The sequence below is a fragment of the Auritidibacter sp. NML130574 genome (assembly GCF_003185725.2).
GTDB lineage: Bacteria > Actinomycetota > Actinomycetes > Actinomycetales > Micrococcaceae > Auritidibacter > Auritidibacter ignavus.
Genome location: NZ_CP031746.1, coordinates 562,611 through 586,898, shown reverse-complemented (window position 1 = coordinate 586,898; position 24,288 = coordinate 562,611). Strand labels below are relative to the sequence as shown.

Genomic DNA, 24,288 nt, shown 5'->3' with positions numbered 1-24,288 from the left:
CGTGAGAGGTAGGTGCGTTTACAGAACCTCGGCTAGCCGAGGTCGACGTGCTCGGCCACGTAGTCGGCGGGTAGGACGATGCTGTTGCCGAACCGGGCACCGGGTGGGCGGATCGTGACCGACCCATTGTCACGCACGGCGGTGATGGTCCAGGTTTGGCCGTTGCGGACCCAACCGTGCCATTTCCGCACTCGCCGGTGGTTACGGCGGGTGATGATCGTGTCCCCCACGCCCGCTGCCGATCCGTCGGACAGGGTGATTTCGGGGCCCGGCTTCAGCCTGCCGTCCAGGATCACGTCGGCGCGGGCGGGGACGTTGAGGGCGGTGACATTCTCTCGCGTTTCGGCGATCAGCACCGACACCAACCCCTGCTGGCGGTCGTGACGCCAGGCCGTGTAGGCGGCATCGGTCATGGCCTCCGCGTCACCATCATGGATGCGATCGTGTGCCAGGTAGGTGTCGATGACCTGGGTGCGACCGTACCGCAACTCCAGGGACGCGGTCTTCTCCCAAGCGTGGGTGAAGCGGTGGACATCGACCAGCTCGGGAACATCGTGACGGTCGTGGATCAACAGGCTGAACGCACCACCAACATCAACAGACGGGAGCTGTGCGTAGTCACCGACCAGCAGCACGTTCGCCCCCGCCTCCTCAGCTGCCTGCGTGATCCGGTCCAAGGACAGGGTGCTGGCGAGGGAGGCTTCGTCGATGATTACCAGCTGCCCGGCCTGGAAGGTGGCGCCGGGGTGTTGGTGGGTGGTCCACCACCCCGACGTGTTCTCCGTGGCGATCCCCAGATCGTCGGCCAGCACCTGCGCCGCCACCGCCGACGGGGCCAACCCCACCACCGACCCGGCACCATGCGAGGTCTCCCACGCACGACGCAGCGCATTCATCGCCGTCGTCTTCCCAGCCCGCCGGACCCATCAACGCATCCACGACCCGGCCCGAGACGGGGACCGACGCCAAGGCAGCGGCTTGGCCTGGACCGAGCGCCCGCCCCTTGGCGTCAGGGCGGCCGGCGATCGCCTCGACAACAGCGAGGTCGACACTCGGGCCCGTAGTGGTACGAGCCCTTTGCAGGAGGCGGTCTTCTGTCGCGAGGAGGGTGTCGGAGGAAAACACGGTCGAGTGCTTCGGCCGGAACACGCTGGTGCCGTCCGGGCGGCGGAACTCCACCGGACTGATCGCTAGCTCGGGCGGTATCAGCCGCTGAGACGCTTGTTCGGTAGCCTCGGCAACCAAGGCGGTGATGGCTTCGCGGTCCTCGACGGTGGCGAACCGCCACCCCATCGTTTCGCGGGCGGCTTCGGCCATGAGGTTCCAGCGCCGCCACGTCGAACGCTTCTCACCGACCACCTCGACCACCGACCGCCCCACCTGCTCGATCAGATCCAACGGCACATCATCAGCCCGCAACAACAACTGTCGCTCCCCACCCGTGACGCTCCACGCCCACACGGTGGCATCCAAACCGAGCTGCTGGCTGGCGCGGGTGCGCCACTGTTCGGTCAGCTCCGCCAAGAAGCGGACCTGTTTCTCCGGACGGGTCGCGAGCTTGGCCTGGGCACGCAACCGAATCACAGTGGCATCAGATGGCTGCCGGCCCTAGGAGGCGACGAACTCGGCCACCAGCCGCTCCTTCTCCACCTCCATCTGCCGCACCCGCGTGGAGAACTCCGCCACCAGGTCTTCTGGGACGTCGGTAATGGCCCAGGACGGGTTCCGGTCCCGGCCCATCTCCCGAGGCTCCCAGCTCACGCCGAACGTACGGGTCATGTGATCGGCGAACACGGCCTCGTGCAGCTCCGACAACGCGACCACCGCGGCATGCATCGGACGCCCATCCAAACTCCGCCACTTCCCATCCAACACCGTGCGCGCCTTGTTGCTGATTACCACATGCGTATGCAAGTGCGGGTCCCCGGCACGGGAATCGAAGTGATCGAACGCCGTCGCGATCAAACCCGTGACATCAACCTGTGCAACCGCGCCATCCCCAGCAGTTGCACCGGCGCGGGTGGCTGCAACCTCGCGCTCCATGAACGCAATCACGGCCGCAACCGCCTCATGATGGGCTTGCGCAATCAGCGCCTGCGTCCCCGCGTCCGCAACCGCCCACAACACCGACGCCGACTTCGGCACACTGAACGTGAAATCAAACCCCGCCGCCGCACGCCGCGACCCCGCGCAGCCTCCTCCACCTCGATCTGTGCAACCCTGCGACCCCGCTCCACCACACCCAGCGCCGGGTCCAGTTGCTCGACACGGTCCGCAACCCGCTCCGCAGTCGAGCTGTACACCGGATACGCCCGCCCCAGCGGGTCACCCGTGATCGGGTCGCGTCCCATCCCGACCAGCAACTGAAGCTGTGCCTCTGAGACCTGCGAGCCCGGGGCGAGTTCACCGTGGCCAAGGGCTGTGATGCCGGAGCCGAGCCAGCGGCCGGGTGGGGTGCCCGCCTCGGCGTAGTAACGGGTCAACGGAGTCGACAGCGACCGGTCGCCGTCGCCGGCCGTCACCGTGCGCAGCAGGTACTTATAGCCATCGCCGGCGGACATCACCCGCATCGACACCGTCACCCAAATCACCCCTCACCTGCTCGTCACACAGGTGAGCCGGCAGCCTCCCAACCTCGCTCTGCAAGACGCGTGATAGCAATTGATTGGGGCCACGTCACCGATAGCCGGATGGTCGAGTACATGAGCGTCGACTCAGATGTCAGCTAAACTAATGCGGACAGCCGCGGTACTTCAACGGGGAGGTCAAATCTTGCGGGTGTACAACGTCAGCACGGACGACGTAGCCTTCTACCACCGGATCGAGTACTGGCAGGACCTTGTCACCGGGTCCTTCGCCCGCTGTGCGGTCCGCGTGAGCAACACCGACGAAACGTTCTACGGACGGATGGTCACCGGCAGCCTCGGGCCGGTGACATTCTCGGTCGCGGAGTACCAGGCCAGCAGCGGCTACGAGATCACCCGCACTTCCCGGCACGTCCGCCAAGAGGAGACTGACGACTTCCTTCTGCAGCTGCACCTCGGCGGAGGGAAAATCGGCCTCACCCAGAACGACAGGGAATCGACGATCGAACGCCCAGGCGACTTCAGCATCCTCGACGATTCTGTCCCGTCGACCCTGTACTGTCCACCGGATTCCTCAGCTCGCGCCGTCACCGCGTCCATGTCCCGAAGTCTCCTCGTCAAGAAGGTGCCGCATCTGCGCGACATCACCGCCCTCCACATCGACGGACAAACCGGCACGGGACAGCTCTTGTCGTCTATGGTGGTCGGTCTCGCCTCCAACCTAGAGACTGGATGGCTCAGCGCCACGTCCTCCGCCCGTCTATCCAGCGCCTTCATCGATGTGCTCTCGGTCGCGCTTCTGGAAGCGCAAGGCAGCACAGAACGGCCACCGGAGACATATGCAGCTGGGCTTCTGGAGTCGATCTACCGGTTCGTCGAGAAGAACCTCTCCCGGGCAGACCTGAACGTTCAACTCGTCGCCGATGCGCATCACATTTCCCTGCGCTATCTCCACCGCCTGTTCGAGAAGGAGAACACCACGCTGGGCGAATGGATACGCAACCGTCGTCTTGACAGCGCAAGCCGGCAACTGATCGATCCCGCCTATCGGCACATACCCGTAAGCAAGATCGGCTCGAACTGGGGCTTCCCCGACCCCAGCGCCTTCTCCCGAGCATTCCGCACGCGTTTCGAAATGCCACCCCGCGACTACCGGACAACCTTCCTCTCAGAGAATTAACCGTTAGACGCAGGCCATTCCTTTCGAGAGGAATCGCGCCTATCCGGTCCTCAAATCACACGCTTATGAAGCATGATGCTGCAATGAGACCAGTCGTGACTTGATCATACTCGCCCGATATGGACCTGTGCCTCCATGCTTAGCAAGCGCAGTACTCCTGATGTCAAGACTCTGGCACAGGATGACAAGCCTGAGTCTCCCCGCCGTCCGTAGCGTAAGGAGCAAGCGGCACAAGGACCGCGGCATCCCCTGCCGGTTCCCGCCGCGAGACCTCCGACACGGCAGGAGCACATCATGGACGCTAAAGCGACAGACCCGAACATCATCCTCGGCGACCGACGCGACGAACTGGACGCGCTCGACGCGTAGCTTCTAGACATCCTGCGTCGTCGCATCGAATGTTGCGCAAGCATCGCACATCTCAAGCGAGAGCATGACATCCCTATGATGCAGCCGGGCCGGGTGGGTGTCGTCCACCAGAGGGCCGAAGCCTTCGGCCAGGAACACGGCATCAACGCGGAGTTTCTGCGCAGTCTCTACGAAGTAATCATCACCGAGACATGCCGCGTCGAAAGCCTCATCATAGATGAGGCTCCCGCGCCCAGCGACAACGCGGCGTCGAGGTAGCACACCGATGAGAACCCTCCTGATCGACAACTTCGACTCGTTCACCTACAACCTCCGCGACCTCGCTCACCGCGTCTTCGGAGCTGAACCAGTCGTCATCACCAACGACGCCAACTGGGCCGACATCCCCCTCGACGACTTCGACGGCATCATCGTCTCACCTGGCCCGGGCCGCCCCCAACGGTCCGAGGACCTGGGAATCTCGCAGCAAGCTTTCACCCAGGACCGGTTGCCTGTGCTGGGCGTCTGCCTCGGCCATCAGGCACTCTCATTTGCCTCGGGCGCGACCGTCGATCCCTACCGCGACCCGTCGGACGCCACCGGCAGCGTCGCACTGACCATGACCGCACACACGTGCTGCAGAAGGAGAAAGTAATGTTCCACCTCGATCAGCCCATCGCTACCTCCCGCCTGATCATCAGACCATTCACGCCTGCAGACGAAGACGACATGTTCGACTTCGAATCTCGCGACGACGTCGCGCGGTACCTTTTCAACGAGCCCCGCACGCGCGAGGACAACGCCGAGGAACTGGCCAAACGGGTGACCCAGGCCAAGCTCGAAAACGACGGAGACACCCTCCTGCTAGCCGTCGACTACAACGGAACCGTCATCGGCTACGTGCTGCTGACGCTGCTGAGCCGGGACAACTCCCAGGGCGAGTTCGGATATGTCCTCCACCCCGAACACCAAGGCAAAGGACTCGCCTCGGAAGCGGCCGTCGAAATGCTCCGACTGGGATTCGAGACCCTGAACCTGCACCGCATCATCGGGCGATGCGACCCGCGAAACGACGCCTCCGCCCGGCTCATGGAACGACTCGGGCTGCGCAAGGAAGCTCACTTCCGCGAGTTGGAGATCTTCAAGGGCGAATGGGGTGACGAGCTCACCTTCGCCATGCTCAAGGACGAATGGGACCAAAGAAAGCACACCGGATGACTCACGATAACGCTAACACCCGACCCGGAACCGTCGACGCCGACACCCCCGCTCCCGCGGATACCCGCGCTCAACGAGGCCGATGGATCGTCCTCACCGCCGTCTCCCTTGGCCTCCTGCTGGCCACGATCGATACCTCGATCCTCTACATCGCCGTCCCCGTGCTTGTGGACGCTCTGGGGGCGAGCACCAGCGAGTCCCTGTGGATCATCAACATGTACCCGCTGGTCATGACAGGCCTGCTCCTGGGTACCGGCACCCTCGGAGACCGCTACGGCCACAAGCGAGTGTTCCTCCTCGGGATTGCCCTGTTCGGGCTGGCCTCGCTCATCGCTGCGTTCTCACCGACACCGGGCATCCTCATCTTCTCCCGTGCCCTCCTCGCCGTCGGCGCAGCCCTCATGCTCCCGGCGACCTTGGCGATCATCCGCATGACCTTTGACGACGAACGCGAACGCAACATCGCCATCGCGGTCTGGTCGAGCGTGTCGATCGGTGGAATCGCTTTCGGGCCCCTCGTCGGCGGGCTCCTGCTCGAGTGGTTCTGGTGGGGGTCGGTGTTCCTGATCAACGTGCCGATCGTGATCGTGACGTTCATCCTCATCACGAACTTCGCCCCGAAAGCCGCCGAAGAATCAGCCGTCCCGTGGGACCTGGTCTCCTCCATCTGGGCGCTGGTGGGCCTGACAGGGCTCGTCGCCGCGATCAAGGAAATCGCCTCTACCTCGCCATCTGCGACGATCATCGGGATCTCGCTGGTCTCCGCCGTGGTCGGCTTCGCGCTGTTCTTGATCCGACAGCGCCGATTGGACACGCCGTTGCTGGACTTCACGATCTTCCGCGACGCCGCCCTGGCCGCCGGTGTGCTCGCCGCCGGGCTGAGCACCTTCGTCTTCGCCGGCATCGGGGCGGTGACCTCGCTCTATTTCCAGACCGCCGCCGGCTACACGCCTCTCCAGACTGGGCTGCTCGTGGGCTGCATCGCCGCCGGTGCGACGATCACCTCTCTGGCCAGCGGTTCGCTCCTGACCTGCATCGGGCCCCGAGCGCTCCTGCTGGTCGCTGCCGTCCTGGCCGGTCTCGGATACGGCCTGGCCACGCTCGCCCTCAACGCTCACATCATCTGGTTGGGACTGAGCCTGTTCGTCGCCGGCACCGGCATCGGCGTGCTGATCACCGTCGCATCCTCGACGATCATCACCAACGTCGCCCCTGAACGCGCAGGCATGGCCTCCGCCGTTGAGGAAGTCTCCTACGAATTTGGCAGCCTCCTCTCGGTGACCGTGCTCGGCAGCATCTACGCCGCTGTGACCCAAGCAGGAGGCTCAGGTGCAGAAGGCTATCGCCTGGTGCTATTGATTGCCCTGGGAACTTGCGGAGCTGCATTCTTCGGACTGTCGCTGATTTTGCAGCCAGCAAGCATGTTCGCCAACAGACCTAAAACAGTAGTGCATAGAGCATGACCCGAGTAAGTTGACGCCAACGAGCCTGACTCAAACAGGAGAAAACATGAATCGCTACAGGAGTCGAACCGTTATCATTACTGGCGCAACCGGTGGAATCGGCAAAGCAACATTCACACGCCGTTACGCCGAAGGAGCCTCCCTTGTCGTGTCGGGCCACAATGAACAGTATCTCAATAGATTGACGTCAAACCTAGAACCAAATCGCATTGCGGTCATCCCTGGAGACCTCACCGACCCAACAACTCCACGAGATATCGCCGAAATCGCAAACGAGCGCTTCGGTCGGATAGACGGACTCGTCAACTGTGCAGGTATAGCATCGGAAGGACAGTTGCTAGGAGACGATTTCTGGAAAGATTGGGGCGCAACTCTTGCAGTTAACTTAGAGGCCACAGTCCGACTCACACAAGCCATCCTTCCCTATCTGCGAACTACCCATGGGGGCAATCACAAACATTTCCTCACTCTCAGGCCTTAGAGCAGACCGGGGAATGGTGGCCTACTCCACATCAAAAGGTGCACTAAATACCTTCACCCAAGCGTTGGCTCTTGACGAGGCTGAAAATGGAGTTCGAGTGAATTCCGTCTGCCCTAGCTACACCACGACAAGCCTAACCGAATACATTGGGGCCAGCGAACGACTGCAAAACGAATTCTGCATGCGGATTCCACTTGGTAGGCCAGCCTCCCCGGACGAAGTAGCGGTAGCCATCGCGTTTCTTACAAGTGACGACGCTCGCTACATAACGGGCATCACCCTCCCCATCGATGGAGGCCTCTCGGCGTCATCAGGGCAACCGAACTTCACTTCGGACATGGCCTTATGATGCATTACTCCGACTCGGACCTCCTGGCGGAAGCCCGCACTCTAATCCAGCAGAAGCCCGCACTGCAACAACCACATTGGAGTAACCAATTAAGCCTAATCATCGCCAAGGGAATTCTTCATTCCAGTCCCCCACTAGTTACCGAGACAGAAATACTTGACCTTCAGGGACAACTAAGCGGTGCAGCCAATGGAAGCGGTCTGGTATTGCAGGCTGGCGACTGCGCAGAGCCTTTGAGTGACACATCTACAACGACCGTTTACCGGAAAGCCGATCTCTTGCACAGATTGGGCACACAGCTCAACAGCGCGACCGGTAAGGAAATTATCCACATTGGAAGGATTGCGGGACAATTCTCCGACGAGACTCATAGAAAGCCCCCGCGTAGTAAGGGGTCGTGCCTCACAGAAAAATCCACGCGAAATCTTTCTCCCGGGCCACCAGGCACGACGACGATGGGGTCATGGTCGACAGGGACGTATCTATGAGCAGCCGAATCGAGATCACGAAGAACTACGCCACCGCCTACACGCAAGCGCCGAAGAAACCTAAAGCCGCGATCCTCGATACCGTCACCGAACTCACCGGGTGGAACCCCGACCACGCCCGCCAGCAACTCACCCGCCGTACCCGGCAACCCCAAGGACGCGCGAAAGCCACAGTCGCGGTCATCGACAGGCCGAAGACGAAGGCCCGCAAATACTCCTACGACGCGGTCAAGATCTTGCCATACGTGTGCTCGATCGCCGGCGGCATCTGCGGTAAGTACCTCGCCGCAGCCATGAAAGGCCTACTGGACTGCCTCGAAGCCCACCCACCTGATCCCGGGCAAAGGCCGCTACAACCACAGCGTGCGTGCCGAGCTGTTAGCGATGAGTCCGGCGACCATCAACCGGTACCTCAAACCAGTCCGTGACAAGGACCCCCTGCCTGGGAAGTCAGCGACGAAGCCCGGGAGCCTGCTGCGTAACTCCATCACCGTGCCCAAGGCCGGTGACGAAATCGACGACGAACCCGGCTTCTTCGAAATCGATACCCTCGCCCACTGCGGCCCGACTCTCAACGGCGAGTTCGCCCGCTGCGTGAACGACACCGACATGCACACCGGGTGGGTCTATACCCACCCGATGAAGAACAACGCCTCGACCCACGTCGTCGATGCCTGCACACAACTCGTCAATACTGTGCCCTACCTGGTGACCGGACTCGACTTCGACAACGGGTCCGAGTTCATCAACCACAACCTCAACGACTGGGCCGCTGACCGCAAGATCTTCTTCACCCGGGCACGCCCGGATACGAAGAACGATCAGGCCACCATCGAGTCGAAGAACAACCACCTCGTGCGCCGGTACGGGTTCTCCTACCGCTACGACACCGCGCCCGAGCTGGAGCTGCTGCAACGCCTGTGGCCGTTGGTCAACGACCGCCTGAACTTCTTCACTCCGAGGAAGAAACCGACCGGGTATTCCACCGATCGTGTCGGCCGGCCGCAAACGCGTCTACGACTCTGCCAAGACACCGTATCGACGATTGCTGGATTCCGGGATCCTCAACGCCCAGCAGAAACAAGAGCTTCAGAAGTACCGGGCAGGTCTGGATCCGGTCGGCCTGGCTGCCGAGATCGATCAAATCCAGCAACGGTTGATCAAGCTCGCTGCGAGCAAGACTGCAAGGCTTGAACGCCAGATCGAGAAAACTCAGGCCCAACCGGACCCCGCGGGCATCAAAATCCACCACACCCGGGCCGGCTCAGACCCCGGTTAGCGGGGGAAATATGTGCGAGGCACAGCCTCATTCCCCGGGGATCTTGACATGAGGCACTCCGGGGTGGAGCGGCGGATGTGGCAGGTCGAGACCGAAGCCGTGGACACCGGCAAGATCCTCACTCTCGATCTCGTTGTCGGCGTTGGCCAGCGCTGGTCCGTCGTCGCCATCTTCGACTAGCCGCCCGCCCTGCGCATGCCGACCTTCACCCACCTGCACATGGCCTCCTCGTTCACGGCCCATCACGGCACCGCCACCCCCGAGGCCCTCGTCGCCGCGACCTGGCCTGCCTCGGCACCCTTGACTCACTCACCCTAGATCAGATGGCACGCGCACACCGGGGAGGGAACGTCGCCAATGTCCGCCGGCTCACCGCCAAACCCCATACCACCGGCGCAGAACCTCCCGAGGGCCAAGCACCGTTGTTCACCGACGCCGAACTCGTCGACGCCACGATCCCGGACCCGAGCGCTGCCGAGCAGGTCACCGCAAACCTCCACGTGCTCTCCGCCGAGGTCGAAGGCCACATCATGGACTCCTACTGGCCGCTACTCGACCACCTCGTCGTCACCCACGCTGAAGAACTCCTCGGCCTACGATCAGGCAGCGAGGTCGTCGTTGCCGGCGTCCGGGTAGCCACGCAGACTCCACCCATGCGCTCCGGGCAGAGGACGGTATTCATCAGCCTCGACGACAGCACCGGAATCATCGACGTGGTCTTCTTCGATGAAGCTCAAGGCAAGGCCAGATCGGGCCTGTTCACGGCCAACATGATGAGCATCCACGGCCACACCCGCCGCACCGGCGACTTGAGCATCTCCGTCCAAGCTGATGAAGCCCACGACCTCAGATCAATTTGGAATGACTGGGTGCGCACAGCGGCTGCCAGGACACGCCCCAAGGCTTTCCAATAACCTTCGAAGGTAGGGCATTTTTTGAGCGCGTCGAGCGGCCCCACCCGGCCCGGTCCAAGACGCCTGGTTGCACCGACCATTCCACCCTGTGTGCGGCGCCATTCTTCAGCCCGTTCCAGGGATATCCAAACTCTCTTAAGGGCGCACGTTTTCCTGAACAAAGACTGAAGTCGCAGATTATGTGGTAATTCCACCCCTGGTCACGCAGGCATCCGGAGGTAGTGCTATAGCGCCGCCATCGTCGAATTCGGCGGTAGCCCAAATCGACCAGTCGGAATGTGCACCGAGGAGGAGCTTTCGTCATCCGCCTAATCGAGCGTATGGCTACCCATAGAACTCATGATCGAGCACAACGTAATCCATATATATCAAGTCGCCGATGATCTCCTACCTATGCATGAACACGAGCATGCGCTATGTGCTCCGCTGTCTGGGCGTTTAACCGGCGGTGCGGTGGTCCGCTGTACTTGAGGCGTTGACGCCACCTCCGGGCTCGAGTTCGATTGTGTAGTCGGCCCACTCCCTTTGACGCGCATCATGGGAAACCATGACGACAGTGATGTCTTCCGGCAGTTGATAAAGCGCGTCCATTACCATCGCGTAAGTTTTTACGTCCAAGCTTGAGGTCGGTTCGTCTAGGAGGAGCAGGTCGGGCCGCCTCAAGAGCGCTCGAGCAAGTGCAACTCTCTGACGCTCTCCCCCTGACAAATTTTCGCCTGAATCGTTGATCTGAATGTCGAGGGATTGCACGTCAGGGAATTTGTCTCGAAGTCCGACAGTGTGAAGAACTCCTAATACCTGATCATCTGTGACTGCAGGCGTTGTGTACGCAACGGCGTCACGAACCGAACCGTACATTACGGGTGCGGACTGCTCGAGGAGGGCCATGTGGTCACGCAACGCCGAGACCGTGTGCTCTGACATCTGCTCCCCAAAGACCCGGACCGAGCCAGTACTCGGTAGATAGAGGCCAGAGATCAGGTTGAGTATTGTCGACTTTCCGACTCCTGACGGCCCGATCAACAGACAGCGCGATCCTCGTGGGATCGAGAGGTCTAGCGATGATATCGCCGGAGCATCAGGCGAGTATCGAAAGGAAACGTCGTCGAACTCAATAGCCGGTGATGTCGGTTTCGCCGCCACGTGCGGGCGGATATCGTCCCTCCGTGCATGTTCAGATGGGAGGCTGTGAACCTCTTCCAGCCTGGTTAGAGATGCTCGTGCCGTCATGACGGAGGAGTATCCCTTCATAAGATTGGCCAGGGGCAGAACCATTGAAGTGGAGTACAGGAGGGCGGAGACGAGGCCTGCAAGTGAGAGGTGTCCACTCGCGACTTGTGCGCCTCCGATGACGACGCCGGCGATGAGTGATCCCGTCGCAGCTAACTGGGCGGCTGGTGTGATGATTGCACCGAGCGCCGCCTGACGCTTTGCCGCAGTGAAGACCGACTCGATAGAGCTGTTGAGATGCTCCCGCTCGTGGGTCTCAGCGTTCGTCACCTTGACGGTTCGCAGTGATTGCAAGGTTCCTTCGAGGTCCGCTGTCAGCAGCGCCAGGGCCTGTTGCCTTCGGGTTGCTACGCCTTCGAGCTGGGAGAGGACCAAGAAGGCTCCCACTCCTGCCACCAGGAAGACGCAGACGATAGTCAAAAGTAATATGGGACTGATCAAGTACATGAAGATCACGGCTCCGAGGAGAGTCGTTGCCCCGAGGATCACGTCGATGTAACCGTGCGCGACGAGTTGCTGGGCGGCCGTGGTATCGTTCACCAGGCGCGATACGAAGTCTCCTCTTCTAAAGCGAGAGACAGCGTCCATACTCGCATGAAGGACTCTTCTTACTCCGTCGGATCTGACTGCTCTGGATGAAGATTCTCCCGCGACTTCCAGTGCATACTGTCCACCGGCCTGGGTAGCCACCTGCACGAAGAAGATTCCGACTAACATGAGGACGTATCCCCAAACACTGACCTGTCTCTCAACTGCGGATATCACCTGGCCAGCTATGAGGGGTTGAAGGAGTGTAACGCCTGATCCAGCGAGCGTCAGCAGGCCGCCGACAACTACCCGCCCCTTTTGATGACGAACGAGGTTCAATCCCTGGGCGGGCCTGGCTACCCGTTTAAGCCTTCGAGTCAACGCAGCGCTCCTTCCGTGGGGACTGGCGCGGTCAGTTGTTGCTGGATCCACGCAATCGGCAGCCAGCTCCTCGTCTGGTCTCTGGTCGCGGTATGTCCCCCGTCATTGAGGTCCAAGATGACATCCGTGTCGTCTGCGATATCGGAGTAGGCTTCAGCCCACTCAATAACTGACGAGAGAGGTGCCTTGCGGTCAGACACTCCAGCGGTGATCCATACCTTGGGACGCCCAGACCGATGCACCGCCTCTTCTGCCTTCATTAGCGCGGAAAGCACCGGATGACCGACGATCGTTGAATCCCCGAACTCGTCCCAGTCGATGGGTGCGGATACGTCACCAGGCCAGTGTGAGAGGCTCTCAGGAGCTAAGAATGGGTGGTTTAGATGCACCGCCGCGATAAGATCTGGATGTTCCACGGCGGCACTAGCCGCTACTAGCGCGCCTGCGCTGGACGCGCTTGCTCCGATCCGGGTCGGCTCGCAGAGCCCTTGGCTTCGTAGATGCGCGAGGATCGCGACGAAGTCGTCGAGACTATTTTCCTTTTTTTCGCCTTTGCCGGCCTTGTGCCAGGAGGGCCCATATTCGCCTCCGCCGCGCACATGACAGAAGGCCACAGTGACGCCCGAGGTCAGTAGTGCCGCGAGCTGAGGGTCAAAGGCGCCTTCGTTGGGAAGGCCGTACGCCCCATACACGAGAGCCAGCACAGGGCAAGAGTGAAGTTCCCGCGCCCGAACCTGTTGGAAGAAGAGGGTCGCACCCACGGCAGCGGGCCTGCCCGGTATGTTGCGAACCTCGAGGGCAGATACCCCGGGCACACCGGCAAGAGGGCGCCTCCACGCGCCTTCGTCGGAACCTGTGGCAGCTTCCGGAGGATGAATGGGGGAGGAGACGATAAACTGCGGGTAGCTGTCGCGGATATCAATGAATCGGATGACGCCGCTCGGAGGTGCCTTCCAGACACTCTGGCTACCGAGCTGTGGGATCCAAGCGGCTGCACGACCATCAACCCGGCCCGCCGCCCAGAGCACGCCGCCACGGGAATTTAGGTCGGTCGGAATGAAGCCCGGAGGCAGCGGAGTGCTTGCGTCTGTCCACTGTGTACCACACACTTCCCATCGGAGTAGGAGCCTGCGGGTTGAATCGATGGTCCAAACAGATCCGTCACATGCGGTAATACAGTCATCTGGCTCCAGCCCGCGGTGGAATCTCATAACGGTCTCGCGTGAACGGATGTCGATGATGAAGTGTTCAGTCCCGTCCGGCCCGTGGCCGGCGACTACAAGCAACTCCGGGTCCACAGCTTGAAGTGACAGCCACCGATCTGGCTCAGTCATCTCAATGAGTGTGGACCGGTGCCCCTGCTCGTTGCACATGACAAGCCGTACCGGGTGCCGCGCTGTATTGCGCTCCAGCCACGCGATATTCGGGCCGAGCTGGGTCACGACTCGGCCCGAGCTAGAGCTCTGGGCGAGGGTCTTAGCTGCTTCTCCGGAAATATCGAATATGTACAATTCGAAGTCGTCACCGTTGACTGCTTGCTGGACTGCGGCGGCAAGGGTGTTCTCTGTGCTCACCACGAGGCCGGTTATTCGCTGCACGCTCACGTCCGGCAGCACAATCTCACGTATGGAGCCCTCGTCAGCGACCCGCAAGAGTAAGCGTCCACCAACGACAGCAGGTGATACCTTCGGCCTTTTAGAATCCGCGCCGCCTCGGTCGTCAAGTCGGACCGGTTCCGACGTTATTTCGGAAGCCTTCAACTCTTCGACAAGTGGGCTGAGAACGGGCTGAAGCTCGCGCGCGTCGACGCAGAAACTAGGAAGTTCGATTCTTTTCACAGGGCTCCTTCACTTTACGATCTGTACTGATGGTGCCGAAAATCGTGTTCTAAGACCCTGTGCAAATCGTCGTGCAAGAGTTAGGGTGGCGACTGCAAGGACAGCCTTGCAGTCGCCACCCCCAACCAGTTGGGTCAGCAGTTGCTGTAGGTGAAAGCGCTCGGCAGACCGGGGCACGGTCCGTTGAAGCTCAGCGTTCTCACGCGCGCGAAGTCCTCATGCTCACCATCGGTGGACATGGTCTGAAAGTTCAGAATCTGCTCCATCATGACTAATACACCTCCTCTCGTTCATTCGTGTCGTTTCCGCCCCCGGGGAGGAACGGAACCCCTGACCAGTCGCCTCGTAGTGCGGAAAGCGCCGCGACTACGCCCAACGAACCGGTCAGGAAGTCACATGAAAGCTTGAGGCCTTGATTACCCCTGACGAAGGCAGAGCCGTCCCTGGGTACGAGGAAGAGCCGCAACGTATCTGGGGCCTTCTTAAGGGCCATGGCTACATCAGGCGACAGTGAGGCCTTGGCCCGATTCAGCACTGTCGCAAACCCTGCCAACCCGTATCCGTACGTGCCTTGCGCACACTGGTAGTACGTGCACGCGCGTATTAGTTTGCGGTACTCGTCTTCGTAAAGATCCGTACCAGTTACAGCTCTAAGCTCGTGAATCGCCAGGGCGATACCACACGACCCCGTACCCAGGTACGGAAGTGTCCTCCATCCTTCGTCGTACTCGATGGTTCCGTTCTGCGTCAGCGAGCACCGACTCAATTCGCGGTCAATGGCCTCTTTAGCTAGGTCTACAAGTTCGCCATCTTGATCTGCCCTCTTGTAGAGCTCCGCCCAGAAAATCGCCGCGCCGGACCATCCATACAGGAGACCTGCTGACTCCGTGGTGTAGCCATCACGCAACATCCGCCGTAGTCCTGCAGAGGCTCTGAGAGCCTTGTCAGTTTCGTTCGACGAGAGGGCATTGAGCCCTAATCCGGCCCAACCCGACCAATACGTGGGGTCGACGGGGTCCGCAACAGATAACGATGAGACCTCCGAGGCGAGCTCGTGCATTCCGGCCTGCCGGAGGCCGTAGTCGAGGCCATCCCGTCCCCGGAATCCTGGTGTGCTCACGTGCGAAAGGTTCTTCTCGATCCACGGGGCGGAGCGCTCGACATACCTCTGGTCTAACGGACGCCCGGCTCTCGCTGTGACGGCGAGAGCTCCCGCGATCCCGTACGGGTATGAGAGTGCCGCCTCCACGCCTCCCCGGCCGAAGAGTTCAATATCTCCTGGCAACGCCGGGTTGTCATCGGTAAACCTAATGTGTCTTTCAACTCCTGACACCAAGAGATTCAGAACCGTGTCCAGCGGTGCGGCCTGCAGCTTCTGCTGCTCCCCTCCGTCATCGTCGGTAGGAAGCTTTTGGGAGATCGAATGACTCACGCTCGCTGGGAGCGACAACTCCTGGTCCGCTTCGTCAAGGAGCCTATCTATAAGCCCCTCATTGCCCTGATCTGCTGTCGTAGCCTGTGGGAGGACCATGTCCAGCTACGTGATTCCCAGCGACCACAGGTCGGCGTCGCTCCCCGTTAAACCCTTACGGGGTCCATACCCAGGTGCGACTTGACCTATGCGCCAGTCAGGGTCCACCGGATGTGCGAATTCGAAGTCGATAAAGACCGGTCGTGTGCCTCCCTCCAGGACAATGTTCTTCGGATGAATGTCGCCAAGAAGCCATCCTGCCTCGTGAAAAGCTTGGATTGCTTTGTCGGTCTCCTGCACCACACCTGCGAGCCATGTATTGAAAGCTGCATCTTCTAGCTTCCACGGAGCGGGCTTAAGTACTGGTGTTCGAAGCATCGTTTCACGTTTTAGGCTTGAGCCGTCTATGTAATCCATTACCAGGTACAGGTTGTCCCATGCCTTGAAAAGCCCGTATGTACGAGGCACGTACAACGTATGCGCAAGTTCGCAAAGGACGCGGTGTTCATGCCGGAGGCGTGCGACCGCGTCCTTGCCTTCTGTATCGAGCGCGGCAAATGGCCTTGCTTCCTTCAGGACTACGCGCGTTCCTTCTGGCACATACTCAGAGGAGTTTGCTTCGGCAACGTACACGCCACCTCCGGCGGAAAAATGTAGGGCGGTCTTCATGTCGAAGGGGAATTGCGCATCAATGGCGGTGTTCTGTTGCCTCGCCCTGATAAATGCTGGCTCTTCGACCCATGAGGGCAGGGTAAAAATTGGTCGCCGTACATCTTCCACTACGTTGCCCTGTGGGTCGACCAGCGTGCTGTCGAACTGAGTAGGCTGCTCGGGTGGCAAGAAAGCACCGTAACGGTAGAAGACGGGGCCCGACCCCCATCTCCGATCAGAGAGAATGTAGGGTCCCTCCTCTGTCCCGATGCAGTCTTCGAGACCCAGCAAAGTTTCTTCGAACTGATCGATATCGCGCGGATAGATCGTCACGAATTTTCCGGCGGAACCGCGGTTTGTGTATTTGCCATTCAAGGCAAGGTAATCAGCGTGCGTCGAGAGATATTTGAAGGAAATCTCGTGGTCAACGCAGTATGTTGCTACGGTCCCGAGAACATGCTCTCTGTTGGCCAGTGTGGCAGAAACGTGCACCTTCCAGCCCTGGCGCGGGAGGTTGACGTTCCGAGGCTTGGCGTGAGTCCAAGGTTGACCGTTGAAGATCTCCCATGAACTGGGAATCGCCACATTCGAGTCCAAACGCGCTGACGGTGCGTTATCAATCGGAGTGTAGAACGCGAACTCCGGGTGACAATACGGCACGTACCTCAAGTCGATTGGCACGAGATGACCTCCTCGTCGTCCATGGCTCCGCTGTGAATTCCCTGACATTGCAAGTGCACCACGGGTGCAGTAGCTAGCCCAGGAGATGGCTGGAACTGTCATCGTGAGATGACAGTCTGAAGCGGGGTTGACCCAATGGGAGCCCACCCGCGTTCGTCTAGCTACCGTCGTCCGTTCCGCCAAGAGAGTGAGCGGCGGGGGCGGCCCCAAGTCGACGATGGCCCTTGTCTGCCTGCTGGCCTACCGGGGACGATGATGAACGGCTGATGACACGCGGTGTAGCATGCATGGCTGTTCGTGACCAGCACGCTTGTGGGCACGTCGATATTGAGCCCGGATGCTTGGAGTCGTTGCGAGCGTTTCAGCAGGGCGCTAATGCACTGAGATGATTCGGACCTCTCCCGTTAGGAGAGCAGGGTCGGTCAGAGCAGGTTGGCGTGCGCCACCCGGCTCAGCTCGGTGCCGGTCGTCTCGCACCACCCCACGTGTTGAAGATTCGGGGCACGCCGGGGATTGGGGCCTCCACCTCGAAGCACAGCGAGTACGCGTCAAACTAAGGAGGAGAAGGAGGAGTGTCATTAGCCCTTTGCCGGATGGCCATAGGGCGAGCCCTTCCCAGTGGTCTCGTGACCGAGATCGGTAGGCACCGGTGTGAGTATGGCGTAGTGCCTCATGTCAAACTGAGCGCGAAGGGTAAGTCGTGCCTCACAGATCGTGAGCGCGAGAGGTCGCGTGGCTGCAGTGTCGTGCCTCAGCTAGTTTGAGCGCGAAAACTTGGGTTAGCTGGCTTTGATGCGGATGCCGGTGGTGCGGCGTTTTTGCCGGGCCTGGTGCTTGCTGTCGAGGTCGGCGGCGATGGTGAGGGTTTTGTCTTTGGCCAGGCTGATCAGCCGGTCTTGGTAGGTCAGGATTTGGCGGGTCAGCTGGGCTGGATTGATCCTGCGGTAGATGGCCGCTAGCTCTTCTTGTTGGGCGGTGGAGAGGATCCCGGCATCCAGCAGCCGGTGGTAGGGAGTCTTGGGTTTGTCATAGAGGCGTTTGCGCCGCCCGCTGGCGTCTTGGGTCCAGCCGGTGGGTTTTTTGGTGGCGGTGAAGTAGTTGAGTTTCAAACCCACCACCTGCCATAGGGCCGCCAGGATGGCGCGTTGATCTGCGGTGTCGTACCGGTAGTGAAACCCAAATTTTCGCACGGCGTGGTTGTTTTTGGATTCCACGGTGGCTTGATCATTTTTTTGATACGGCCGGCCCCGGGTGAAAAAGATCAACCGGTCAGCAGCCCAGTGCATGACTTCGTGGTTGATGAACTCTGACCCGTTGTCACAATCTAAGCCCGCGATCCCATAGGGGATGGCGGCTGCGGCCCGGTCCAATCCTGCCAGGATGTGCACTTGGGCGTTATGACGGAGCACTTCTAGGTGCACCCACCCGGTGCGCACATCAGTCATGGTTAGGGTGCGGGCGAATTCGCCTTGCAGGGTTGGCCCGCAATGGGCCACCGTGTCGGTTTCGAAAAACCCTGGTTCGTCTTCGACCTCATCGCCGGCTTGTCGCACCGTAATCGAGTTGCGCAACAAGGCCCCAGGCTTGGTCGTAGCGATGCCTTTTGAGGCGTAACCGGTCGCGTTCGGCCTTGAGATACCGGTCAATCGTGGCGGCACTCATGGCCACCAGCTGGGCACGCACCGTGGGGTTATACCCGGAGCGGCCAAACGCCAACTCATCGTGGGCTTCTAACGCGTCTAACCAGTCTTCCATCACCGGTTTCATGTATTTGCCCGAGGGCATGCCCATCAACCGCCACACCCGGATCAACTGCTTTTTCGCATTCGCCGAATACTTCGTGGGTTTATGCTTTCGACGGTCAATGCGCACCACGTTTTTGACCCCGATGGTCTGCGACGTCAGATACCGCCTGGCCGTGGACCGGCCCAACCCAGTGGAAGCACAAAACTGATCTAAAATCGCTGACTTCTCCGCCTTGGACCCCGTGCGATAATCCCTACGTAATTGCTTGGTGACTTCAATCCGAGCACTCATCGAGACAATGTCCTTATCCATGCGTTCACACTATGGCTTCGCGCTCACGATACGTGAGGCACGACCTGAGCTACGCGCTCAATATGAATAAGGTACGTCGTATGGTTGAGGGCGGTCTCAGGAAGCCATAGCCTACAGACCAGATCCTGCTCTGAGGGTGCTCGCAGTTGTGCCTGAGCTACTTACCAGGGCAGACCGTTGCCGGCGTAGGCCTTAGGCGCAACATGACGGGTACGCGAGTCGTAAGTGACGAGGGTGAAGACGTGGGGTCGAGAGAACACTTTCAACTTGTCACTCCACGGGAGCGAGTTTCATTGCGCACCTGCAATATTGATATGCGCGTCGGAGAGGCATGGCATACCTCGGCTGCTTGCCTTTGTCGCCGGTTGCAACATAGATGCGAGGTTCGGAAGTCACATGCCTGACTTATACCATTCGACGGCGATCTGTACCCGATCGCGGAGTTCCAGTTTTGCCAAGATTCGGCTAACATTTCGGCGGATCGATGCCGGCTGAAGAACGAGCTTCTGCGCTATTTCAGCATTTGAAAGGCCATCCGCGATTAAACGTGCAATATCGAATTCGCGAGGGCTTAGCTGTGCGAACTGCGCTTGCCGGGCGCGCTTCTCGCCAGCGGAAGAAGCCCTAAGTACGCCACGTTCGAGGACTTGGCGCGTGATACGTGGAGTCAAGATCGCGTCCCCCTGCGACACAGACTGCAACGCCGTGGCAAGCTGGGGCGCTCGAACATCCTTGAGTAGAAAGCCCGAAGCGCCTGCGGCGAGTGCTCCGAACGCATAGTCATCCTCGTCGTAAGTCGTCAGCACGAGGACTTTTACGCTGGGATAACTGATCGTGATGCGTCTGGTTGCCTCGATGCCGTCCATAACTGGCATCCGGACATCCATGAGTATGACGTTGGGGAGGGGGTCGCAGCTGCGATAGCGTGAATCCAGCACCTGAATTGCTTGCTGGCCATCGGAGGCCTCCGCTATCACGTCGACCGTTCCCGTCTTCGCCAGCATCAAGGAGAATCCTGTGCGAGCGAGCCGCTGATCGTCAACAAGCATGACCTTCAACGTCCGGTGGTGCACTGCGGTCAAAGTTGAATCCGTCATGGGTGGCCGACCTCCTTATCGGGAACTAGAACGTCGGACACTAGTACCCAGTCCGCACCGTCTTCGTAGCCAGAGGATAGAGAACCCCCAGTTTGCTCCACCTGTCGTTGCAACCTCCGGAGTCCGGTCCCGGGCGCGTACTGGGAGCCGGCGCTCGGCGGTAGCGACCGCTCAACTCCGTCGTTCCTCACAGTGATGCGTGTCGCTTTTTCTGAATGGTCCCATGACACGGTCACGCGCTCGAGACAAGCGGCATGGCGGATGGCGTTGGTCAGACTTTCTCGGGTAATCGAAAAACACAAATGCGAATGTTCCCGGTGTTCCTGACGCCGGCCGGTTTCTGTAAATATGACAGTCACGCCGAGGGACCGTACGTGGTCAAGGATAGGTACTATGTCGTCCCAGTGACGGTACCGAGACCGACTCTCACCGTTTCCTGCATCGACGGTGGCTCCCGTCTCAATAAGTGCGACGTCGGGGCCTTCGGATACGTGAGCAGCCGCCGAAAGCCGATGTACTGCGCGACGGGTATCTTCCAGGCTTTCGCGCGCTACCTGATTGATGCCGTCCAATGCCTCGTCGAACTGGGCGTCGCCGGTCACGCCGCTTAGTCCTTCAGCCAACGCGGCGATGGTGGTTAAACCATGGCCGACACTATCATGCAGTTCTTCCGCAATGCGTGCCCATACGATGGCCTCATCTCTTTCGTACTCGAATTGTTGAGCCTGGGCCAGCGCAGTGCGAACCCTTCTACTTGAGCTACGCCACGCACGGACGTTGCGGGTCGCAATTCCAACCGCAGCGAAGGCGGCCGCAGTGATGAGTTGGCCCACGAATTCGGCAGCGAAGGTTCCCGGACGAGCGACTATGAGAGAGCTGGCGGCCATCGCGACGAGGACGGTCAGAATCCCAGTTGTGACACCCCACGCCAAAGACCTGGTGATGCAGCTAAACAGAGCGAACAACAGGGGGAAAACAAAATAGTTCTCCATTCCGAGAGCCGAGCCCACAACATGTAAGACACACTCAACCCCCAGCACTGTTAGTGGAGCACGAGATGAGGCTATCAGGACAGCAGCGGAGCCAATGACCGCCACGGCGAGCAATACCGCGCCGTACCAGACGCCGCTAAGGTGGAAGGCGGTACCGTCCGTGGGCGTACCGACGAACAGGAGGCGCGCAATAAAGAAAGTCTGGTAGCTGGAACAGATGATCACGCCTGCGATGAGGCCAGCAGATGGCCTGCCGGGAGGCACTGCCGACTGCGACAGCCAGTCGCCGAGCACCTGCCAGTAGCGTGCGGCCGTCTCCTTTACTGGATTCTGGCGCTGCTCGTAAGGCACTTGCGGTGCTCCCTCATAGTTGGTCTGGCCACACATACTTCGCGAGCTCGCCGGACGGCAGTGCGGCAAGCGTAAACAAAACGGTACCGACTACAATCAGCAAAATCCAGACAATCGGAGACAACAGGCACCCCGTCCAAGCTGCGGCAGCGGCCCCGCTCTTCCAATGGTTGTCACTCGTTCTCAATGCCCAGGCGAGCAGGACACCGGGAAGACAGAGGAGCATCCCAAGCATAAGTGAGACGAGGACCCCAGAGCTGTCTGAGTCATCCGGAGCTACCTCAGTTGGCGAGTAGTGTGACTTCGGTGCGCCCATCATGTCAAGCCCTCCTTAGGCTATCCGCGGGACTACGGCGCAACCATGGAGCCAATTGCGCCCATTGAACCAGGAATAGTGCAAGCCAGCATACAAATGCTGCGGCGATAAAATGGAGAAAGGGGATTGAGAGCATCGAGGTTCCAGCGATTAGGGTGGACCTAGCCACCAAGACGGTGCTCGTGATGAGTACCGGGATCAGCGCGATGATGATTGTGCTCACTGTCAGCTGGAAAGTTTGCCATACCAGGAGAGCCAGGACTTGATGTGGCGTGAGACCTGCTGTCCTCAAGGTGCCTTGTTCCAATACGGAATCTCGTCCTGAAAGGCAGATAACTGCGATGCTGGTCAACAAAGCGGCAAGGCCAAATAGGCCGGTCATCAGTACTGTGTCTGTGTAGTTGGGATTCGTGAGGACAAACCCTTCGGCCGCCATCGTATTTTGGTAGGAACGCAGTGTGGTGAACATAACGACGCCTAGGCCCACTGCGGCACCGAGAGGAGCGATCATGTTCGCGTTGAATGCCGCTCGGGCGTTCGCTTGCTTAACGGCCACCTGTGCGATCGCTGAGCCCGGAATCGGCCGAAGCAATATTCGGATGCCACCCAGCACGATGGGGATGACTTCGGAGCCTAGGACGAAGGCCCCAAACGCCGCCACGAGCCCCGCCATGATCGCTGAGTTGACCATATTGCCGGCTTCAACACCGACATCAGCATTCTGGGGCATGAGTGAGCTACTGAAGGCGAGGAAGACCGCGACAAGCAGCACGATCAAACCTACTATCCATCTGAGCACCCTGCGCCGTCCTGCGACCGCGGACACGCCACGTATTGCCTCGACAGGCTTTACCTTCGAAGCTCGTCTAGCTGGCACGACTGCTCCAGCTAGGCAGGTGACGACTCCAATGAGGAACGACATGATCGTGGCCACGACAGAGGGAAAGAAGGGCGGCGCGCTGAAGTTGCCGGTTCCGTCTGGGAAACTTTCGGCTGCCATCTCGTTGAATAGCGGAACAGCCGCTGTGCTCAAAAAGGCCCCAAGCACCGCTCCCGGCACAGCTCCTATGACGCTCGATAGCCCCAGAAGAAGCCAAAGCCCGCCACGCACCTGACGAGGGCTGGCTCCGGCTAGACGCCACTGGGAGAAGGTCTGACGAGTGCGTTCTACGGTAGCGGCACCAACCACCGTGAGTGTAAAGACGGCCACAACAGCAATCAGGATGTAGATGGTAACCGACACTACTGAAAACTCACTCGGATCGAGTTTCGCATTCGCAGCAGCGGCTTGAAAGGGACTGCTGTTCGTCCAGATGAACTGATTAATGCAAGCCCCGATGAGAGCAGTCACTATAGCCACGACAACTATAGTTGGAATCCAGTTCTTAGCATCACTGGCAAAAATTTTCCAAATATAACGTGTCATGACGTCGCACTTCCCCGATGCTCCAGATTGCTTCCCCATTCGCCTCGAAGAACGGATGATATTTCATTTGGGCTGATTTGATCCGAAGAGATATTCGTTACGGTTCCGTCGTGCATGAACACGACTCTGTCTGCGAGTGCAGCAGCATCGACGTCATGCGTAACCATAACGATCGTCGCGCCTTGGGAAGCCAAGTCTCGGAGCGACTGCAGGACCAGTGCCGAGTTTCTTGAGTCAAGAGCACCAGTCGGCTCGTCTGCGAAAATGACTGCCGGCGATAGTATGATCGAACGACAGAGCGCAACCCGCTGTTGCTCGCCACCTGAAAGTAGACTTGCCCGAGCTTTCCGTTTCTCAAGCAATCCAAACGTCTCCATCGTATGGGTTAGGAAACCATGGTCCACTTTCCTGCGGGCCATAGTCGAGGGTAGCGTAATGTTTTCTTCGACGGTTAAGTACGGGATCAGATTGTATTGTTGGAATACGAATCCAACGTTCTCCCTCAGGAATTTTGCTCTCGCTTCGCTCCGCAGGTTATAGATGTCGGTTTGCCCCACAAGGATCTGCCCTGTGTCTGGCTGGTCGAGTCCGCTCAGGCAGTATAGGAGTGAGGTTTTTCCGGCGCCGCTCGGTCCGACTATGGACGTCAGACCTCTCTGCGGGATTCTTACCGAGCAGTCTCGCAGAATCCTAGTGTTCCCGGCTGCAAGGTTCACAGACCTCGCCTGCACGGCGGCAGCCTCTTTTGTTGCGTACATTGTGAGTGAGCACCCTTTCTCTGACATCTGGCAGTACATGGCCTACTGTGTACAACTTCCCAAGCTTCGTCTCGTCTCGCCACCGTCACACGTAGATTGACACCTGGTGATGACAGTTGCAGCGACTGCCGCGGCCTCCGGATCGCTGCATGCGTAGCTGTGGCCACCAGTCGCCGAGCGCCACGTCGTGCTCGGCGGGGCCGGT

Annotated in this window: 21 protein-coding genes and 2 pseudogenes; 10 read left to right on the top strand and 13 right to left on the bottom strand. The window is 59.8% G+C overall.

The window, feature by feature from the left end; translation table 11 throughout:
- Positions 1 to 35: 35 nt before the first annotated feature.
- Positions 36 to 2,570, bottom strand: a pseudogene (gene mobF, locus DCC27_RS12295) (MobF family relaxase); the annotation flags it as partial.
- 208 nt (positions 2,571 to 2,778) lie between these two features.
- Here mobF and DCC27_RS02705 point away from each other — a divergent pair.
- The 9 genes and pseudogenes from DCC27_RS02705 (at position 2,779) to DCC27_RS12365 (ending at position 9,306) form a co-directional block, all read left to right on the top strand.
- On the top strand, positions 2,779 to 3,765 hold the full coding sequence (locus DCC27_RS02705; RefSeq protein WP_246840153.1) for a helix-turn-helix domain-containing protein: 987 nt from the start codon (positions 2,779 to 2,781) through the stop codon (positions 3,763 to 3,765).
- 378 nt (positions 3,766 to 4,143) lie between these two features.
- Positions 4,144 to 4,392, top strand: a complete 249-nt coding sequence (locus tag DCC27_RS12765) for a chorismate mutase (protein ID WP_210403491.1) — start codon at positions 4,144 to 4,146, stop codon at positions 4,390 to 4,392.
- Positions 4,393 to 4,399: 7 nt separating this feature from the next.
- The gene (locus DCC27_RS02695; protein WP_246840120.1) at positions 4,400 to 4,768 is read left to right on the top strand and encodes an aminodeoxychorismate/anthranilate synthase component II; all 369 of its coding nucleotides are present in this window, start codon (positions 4,400 to 4,402) and stop codon (positions 4,766 to 4,768) included.
- Complete coding sequence (locus DCC27_RS02690) at positions 4,768 to 5,331, top strand: GNAT family N-acetyltransferase (RefSeq protein ID WP_110110996.1); 564 nt, start codon at positions 4,768 to 4,770, stop codon at positions 5,329 to 5,331. The genes DCC27_RS02695 and DCC27_RS02690 overlap by 1 nt, the downstream gene beginning before the upstream one ends.
- The gene (locus tag DCC27_RS02685; protein ID WP_168186061.1) at positions 5,328 to 6,794 is read left to right on the top strand and encodes an MFS transporter; all 1,467 of its coding nucleotides are present in this window, start codon (positions 5,328 to 5,330) and stop codon (positions 6,792 to 6,794) included. Before DCC27_RS02690 ends, DCC27_RS02685 begins: the two co-directional genes overlap by 4 nt.
- Positions 6,795 to 6,840: 46 nt before the next feature.
- A pseudogene (locus DCC27_RS12760) lies at positions 6,841 to 7,624 on the top strand (SDR family NAD(P)-dependent oxidoreductase).
- Positions 7,621 to 8,112, top strand: a complete 492-nt coding sequence (locus DCC27_RS12755; protein WP_110110992.1) for a 3-deoxy-7-phosphoheptulonate synthase — start codon at positions 7,621 to 7,623, stop codon at positions 8,110 to 8,112. The pseudogene DCC27_RS12760 and the gene DCC27_RS12755 overlap by 4 nt, the downstream one beginning before the upstream one ends.
- The gene (locus DCC27_RS12370; RefSeq protein WP_246840119.1) at positions 8,109 to 8,540 is read left to right on the top strand and encodes a hypothetical protein; all 432 of its coding nucleotides are present in this window, start codon (positions 8,109 to 8,111) and stop codon (positions 8,538 to 8,540) included. The genes DCC27_RS12755 and DCC27_RS12370 overlap by 4 nt, the downstream gene beginning before the upstream one ends.
- On the top strand, positions 8,497 to 9,306 hold the full coding sequence (locus DCC27_RS12365) for a transposase family protein (RefSeq protein WP_246840118.1): 810 nt from the start codon (positions 8,497 to 8,499) through the stop codon (positions 9,304 to 9,306). The genes DCC27_RS12370 and DCC27_RS12365 overlap by 44 nt, the downstream gene beginning before the upstream one ends.
- A gap of 112 nt (positions 9,307 to 9,418) precedes the next feature.
- On the opposite strand, the gene DCC27_RS12290 is transcribed toward DCC27_RS12365, so the two are convergent.
- Complete coding sequence (locus DCC27_RS12290) at positions 9,419 to 9,634, bottom strand: hypothetical protein (protein ID WP_148707496.1); 216 nt, start codon at positions 9,632 to 9,634, stop codon at positions 9,419 to 9,421.
- Positions 9,635 to 9,714: 80 nt separating this feature from the next.
- Between DCC27_RS12290 and DCC27_RS02660 the strand changes: the two genes are divergently transcribed.
- The gene (locus DCC27_RS02660; protein ID WP_110110991.1) at positions 9,715 to 10,305 is read left to right on the top strand and encodes an OB-fold nucleic acid binding domain-containing protein; all 591 of its coding nucleotides are present in this window, start codon (positions 9,715 to 9,717) and stop codon (positions 10,303 to 10,305) included.
- Positions 10,306 to 10,743: 438 nt separating this feature from the next.
- On the opposite strand, the gene DCC27_RS02655 is transcribed toward DCC27_RS02660, so the two are convergent.
- From DCC27_RS02655 to DCC27_RS02605, 11 genes are all read right to left on the bottom strand, one after another.
- Positions 10,744 to 12,444 carry an ABC transporter ATP-binding protein gene (locus tag DCC27_RS02655; RefSeq protein ID WP_148707495.1) on the bottom strand — a complete coding sequence of 567 codons (1,701 nt, stop codon included), beginning with the start codon at positions 12,442 to 12,444 and terminating at the stop codon, positions 10,744 to 10,746.
- The gene (locus DCC27_RS02650; RefSeq protein WP_148707494.1) at positions 12,441 to 14,018 is read right to left on the bottom strand and encodes a prolyl oligopeptidase family serine peptidase; all 1,578 of its coding nucleotides are present in this window, start codon (positions 14,016 to 14,018) and stop codon (positions 12,441 to 12,443) included. The genes DCC27_RS02655 and DCC27_RS02650 overlap by 4 nt, the downstream gene beginning before the upstream one ends.
- Before the next feature lie 398 nt (positions 14,019 to 14,416).
- Positions 14,417 to 14,551, bottom strand: a complete 135-nt coding sequence (locus DCC27_RS12635; protein ID WP_256372023.1) for a hypothetical protein — start codon at positions 14,549 to 14,551, stop codon at positions 14,417 to 14,419.
- 2 nt (positions 14,552 to 14,553) lie between these two features.
- The gene (locus DCC27_RS02640; protein ID WP_110110988.1) at positions 14,554 to 15,813 is read right to left on the bottom strand and encodes a lanthionine synthetase C family protein; all 1,260 of its coding nucleotides are present in this window, start codon (positions 15,811 to 15,813) and stop codon (positions 14,554 to 14,556) included.
- A gap of 6 nt (positions 15,814 to 15,819) precedes the next feature.
- Positions 15,820 to 17,085, bottom strand: coding sequence for a phosphotransferase (locus tag DCC27_RS02635; protein WP_168186060.1), 1,266 nt, complete (start codon positions 17,083 to 17,085; stop codon positions 15,820 to 15,822).
- A 779-nt stretch (positions 17,086 to 17,864) separates the two neighbouring features.
- A complete protein-coding gene (locus DCC27_RS12285; RefSeq protein WP_210403482.1) occupies positions 17,865 to 18,656 on the bottom strand; it encodes a DDE-type integrase/transposase/recombinase in 792 nt (263 codons plus the stop codon).
- Positions 18,619 to 19,143 carry a hypothetical protein gene (locus DCC27_RS12280; protein WP_208392208.1) on the bottom strand — a complete coding sequence of 175 codons (525 nt, stop codon included), beginning with the start codon at positions 19,141 to 19,143 and terminating at the stop codon, positions 18,619 to 18,621. The genes DCC27_RS12285 and DCC27_RS12280 overlap by 38 nt, the downstream gene beginning before the upstream one ends.
- A 392-nt stretch (positions 19,144 to 19,535) precedes the next feature.
- Positions 19,536 to 20,240 (bottom strand): response regulator transcription factor, encoded by a 705-nt coding sequence (locus DCC27_RS02625; protein ID WP_110111053.1) that lies wholly within the window; start codon positions 20,238 to 20,240, stop codon positions 19,536 to 19,538.
- Positions 20,237 to 21,583 carry a histidine kinase gene (locus tag DCC27_RS02620; protein WP_168186059.1) on the bottom strand — a complete coding sequence of 449 codons (1,347 nt, stop codon included), beginning with the start codon at positions 21,581 to 21,583 and terminating at the stop codon, positions 20,237 to 20,239. The genes DCC27_RS02625 and DCC27_RS02620 overlap by 4 nt, the downstream gene beginning before the upstream one ends.
- A 320-nt stretch (positions 21,584 to 21,903) precedes the next feature.
- Positions 21,904 to 23,325 carry an FtsX-like permease family protein gene (locus DCC27_RS02610; RefSeq protein ID WP_168186058.1) on the bottom strand — a complete coding sequence of 474 codons (1,422 nt, stop codon included), beginning with the start codon at positions 23,323 to 23,325 and terminating at the stop codon, positions 21,904 to 21,906.
- On the bottom strand, positions 23,322 to 24,083 hold the full coding sequence (locus tag DCC27_RS02605; RefSeq protein ID WP_246840152.1) for an ABC transporter ATP-binding protein: 762 nt from the start codon (positions 24,081 to 24,083) through the stop codon (positions 23,322 to 23,324). Before DCC27_RS02605 ends, DCC27_RS02610 begins: the two co-directional genes overlap by 4 nt.
- Positions 24,084 to 24,288 lie beyond the last annotated feature (205 nt).

What these genes read in the sequence shown, in the direction of transcription:
- DCC27_RS02695 (WP_246840120.1), top strand. Translation starts at nt 4,400, where the DNA reads ATGAGAACCCTCCTGATCGACAACTTCGACTCGTTCACCTACAACCTC.
- DCC27_RS02690 (WP_110110996.1), top strand. Translation starts at nt 4,768, where the DNA reads ATGTTCCACCTCGATCAGCCCATCGCTACCTCCCGCCTGATCATCAGA.
- DCC27_RS02685 (WP_168186061.1), top strand. Translation starts at nt 5,328, where the DNA reads ATGACTCACGATAACGCTAACACCCGACCCGGAACCGTCGACGCCGAC.
- DCC27_RS12755 (WP_110110992.1), top strand. Translation starts at nt 7,621, where the DNA reads ATGATGCATTACTCCGACTCGGACCTCCTGGCGGAAGCCCGCACTCTA.
- DCC27_RS12370 (WP_246840119.1), top strand. Translation starts at nt 8,109, where the DNA reads ATGAGCAGCCGAATCGAGATCACGAAGAACTACGCCACCGCCTACACG.
- DCC27_RS12365 (WP_246840118.1), top strand. Translation starts at nt 8,497, where the DNA reads ATGAGTCCGGCGACCATCAACCGGTACCTCAAACCAGTCCGTGACAAG.
- DCC27_RS12290 (WP_148707496.1), bottom strand. Translation starts at nt 9,634, where the DNA reads ATGGGCCGTGAACGAGGAGGCCATGTGCAGGTGGGTGAAGGTCGGCAT.
- DCC27_RS02660 (WP_110110991.1), top strand. Translation starts at nt 9,715, where the DNA reads ATGGCACGCGCACACCGGGGAGGGAACGTCGCCAATGTCCGCCGGCTC.
- DCC27_RS12635 (WP_256372023.1), bottom strand. Translation starts at nt 14,551, where the DNA reads ATGATGGAGCAGATTCTGAACTTTCAGACCATGTCCACCGATGGTGAG.
- DCC27_RS02640 (WP_110110988.1), bottom strand. Translation starts at nt 15,813, where the DNA reads ATGGTCCTCCCACAGGCTACGACAGCAGATCAGGGCAATGAGGGGCTT.
- DCC27_RS12280 (WP_208392208.1), bottom strand. Translation starts at nt 19,143, where the DNA reads ATGGATAAGGACATTGTCTCGATGAGTGCTCGGATTGAAGTCACCAAG.
- DCC27_RS02625 (WP_110111053.1), bottom strand. Translation starts at nt 20,240, where the DNA reads ATGACGGATTCAACTTTGACCGCAGTGCACCACCGGACGTTGAAGGTC.
- DCC27_RS02610 (WP_168186058.1), bottom strand. Translation starts at nt 23,325, where the DNA reads ATGACACGTTATATTTGGAAAATTTTTGCCAGTGATGCTAAGAACTGG.
- DCC27_RS02605 (WP_246840152.1), bottom strand. Translation starts at nt 24,083, where the DNA reads ATGTACGCAACAAAAGAGGCTGCCGCCGTGCAGGCGAGGTCTGTGAAC.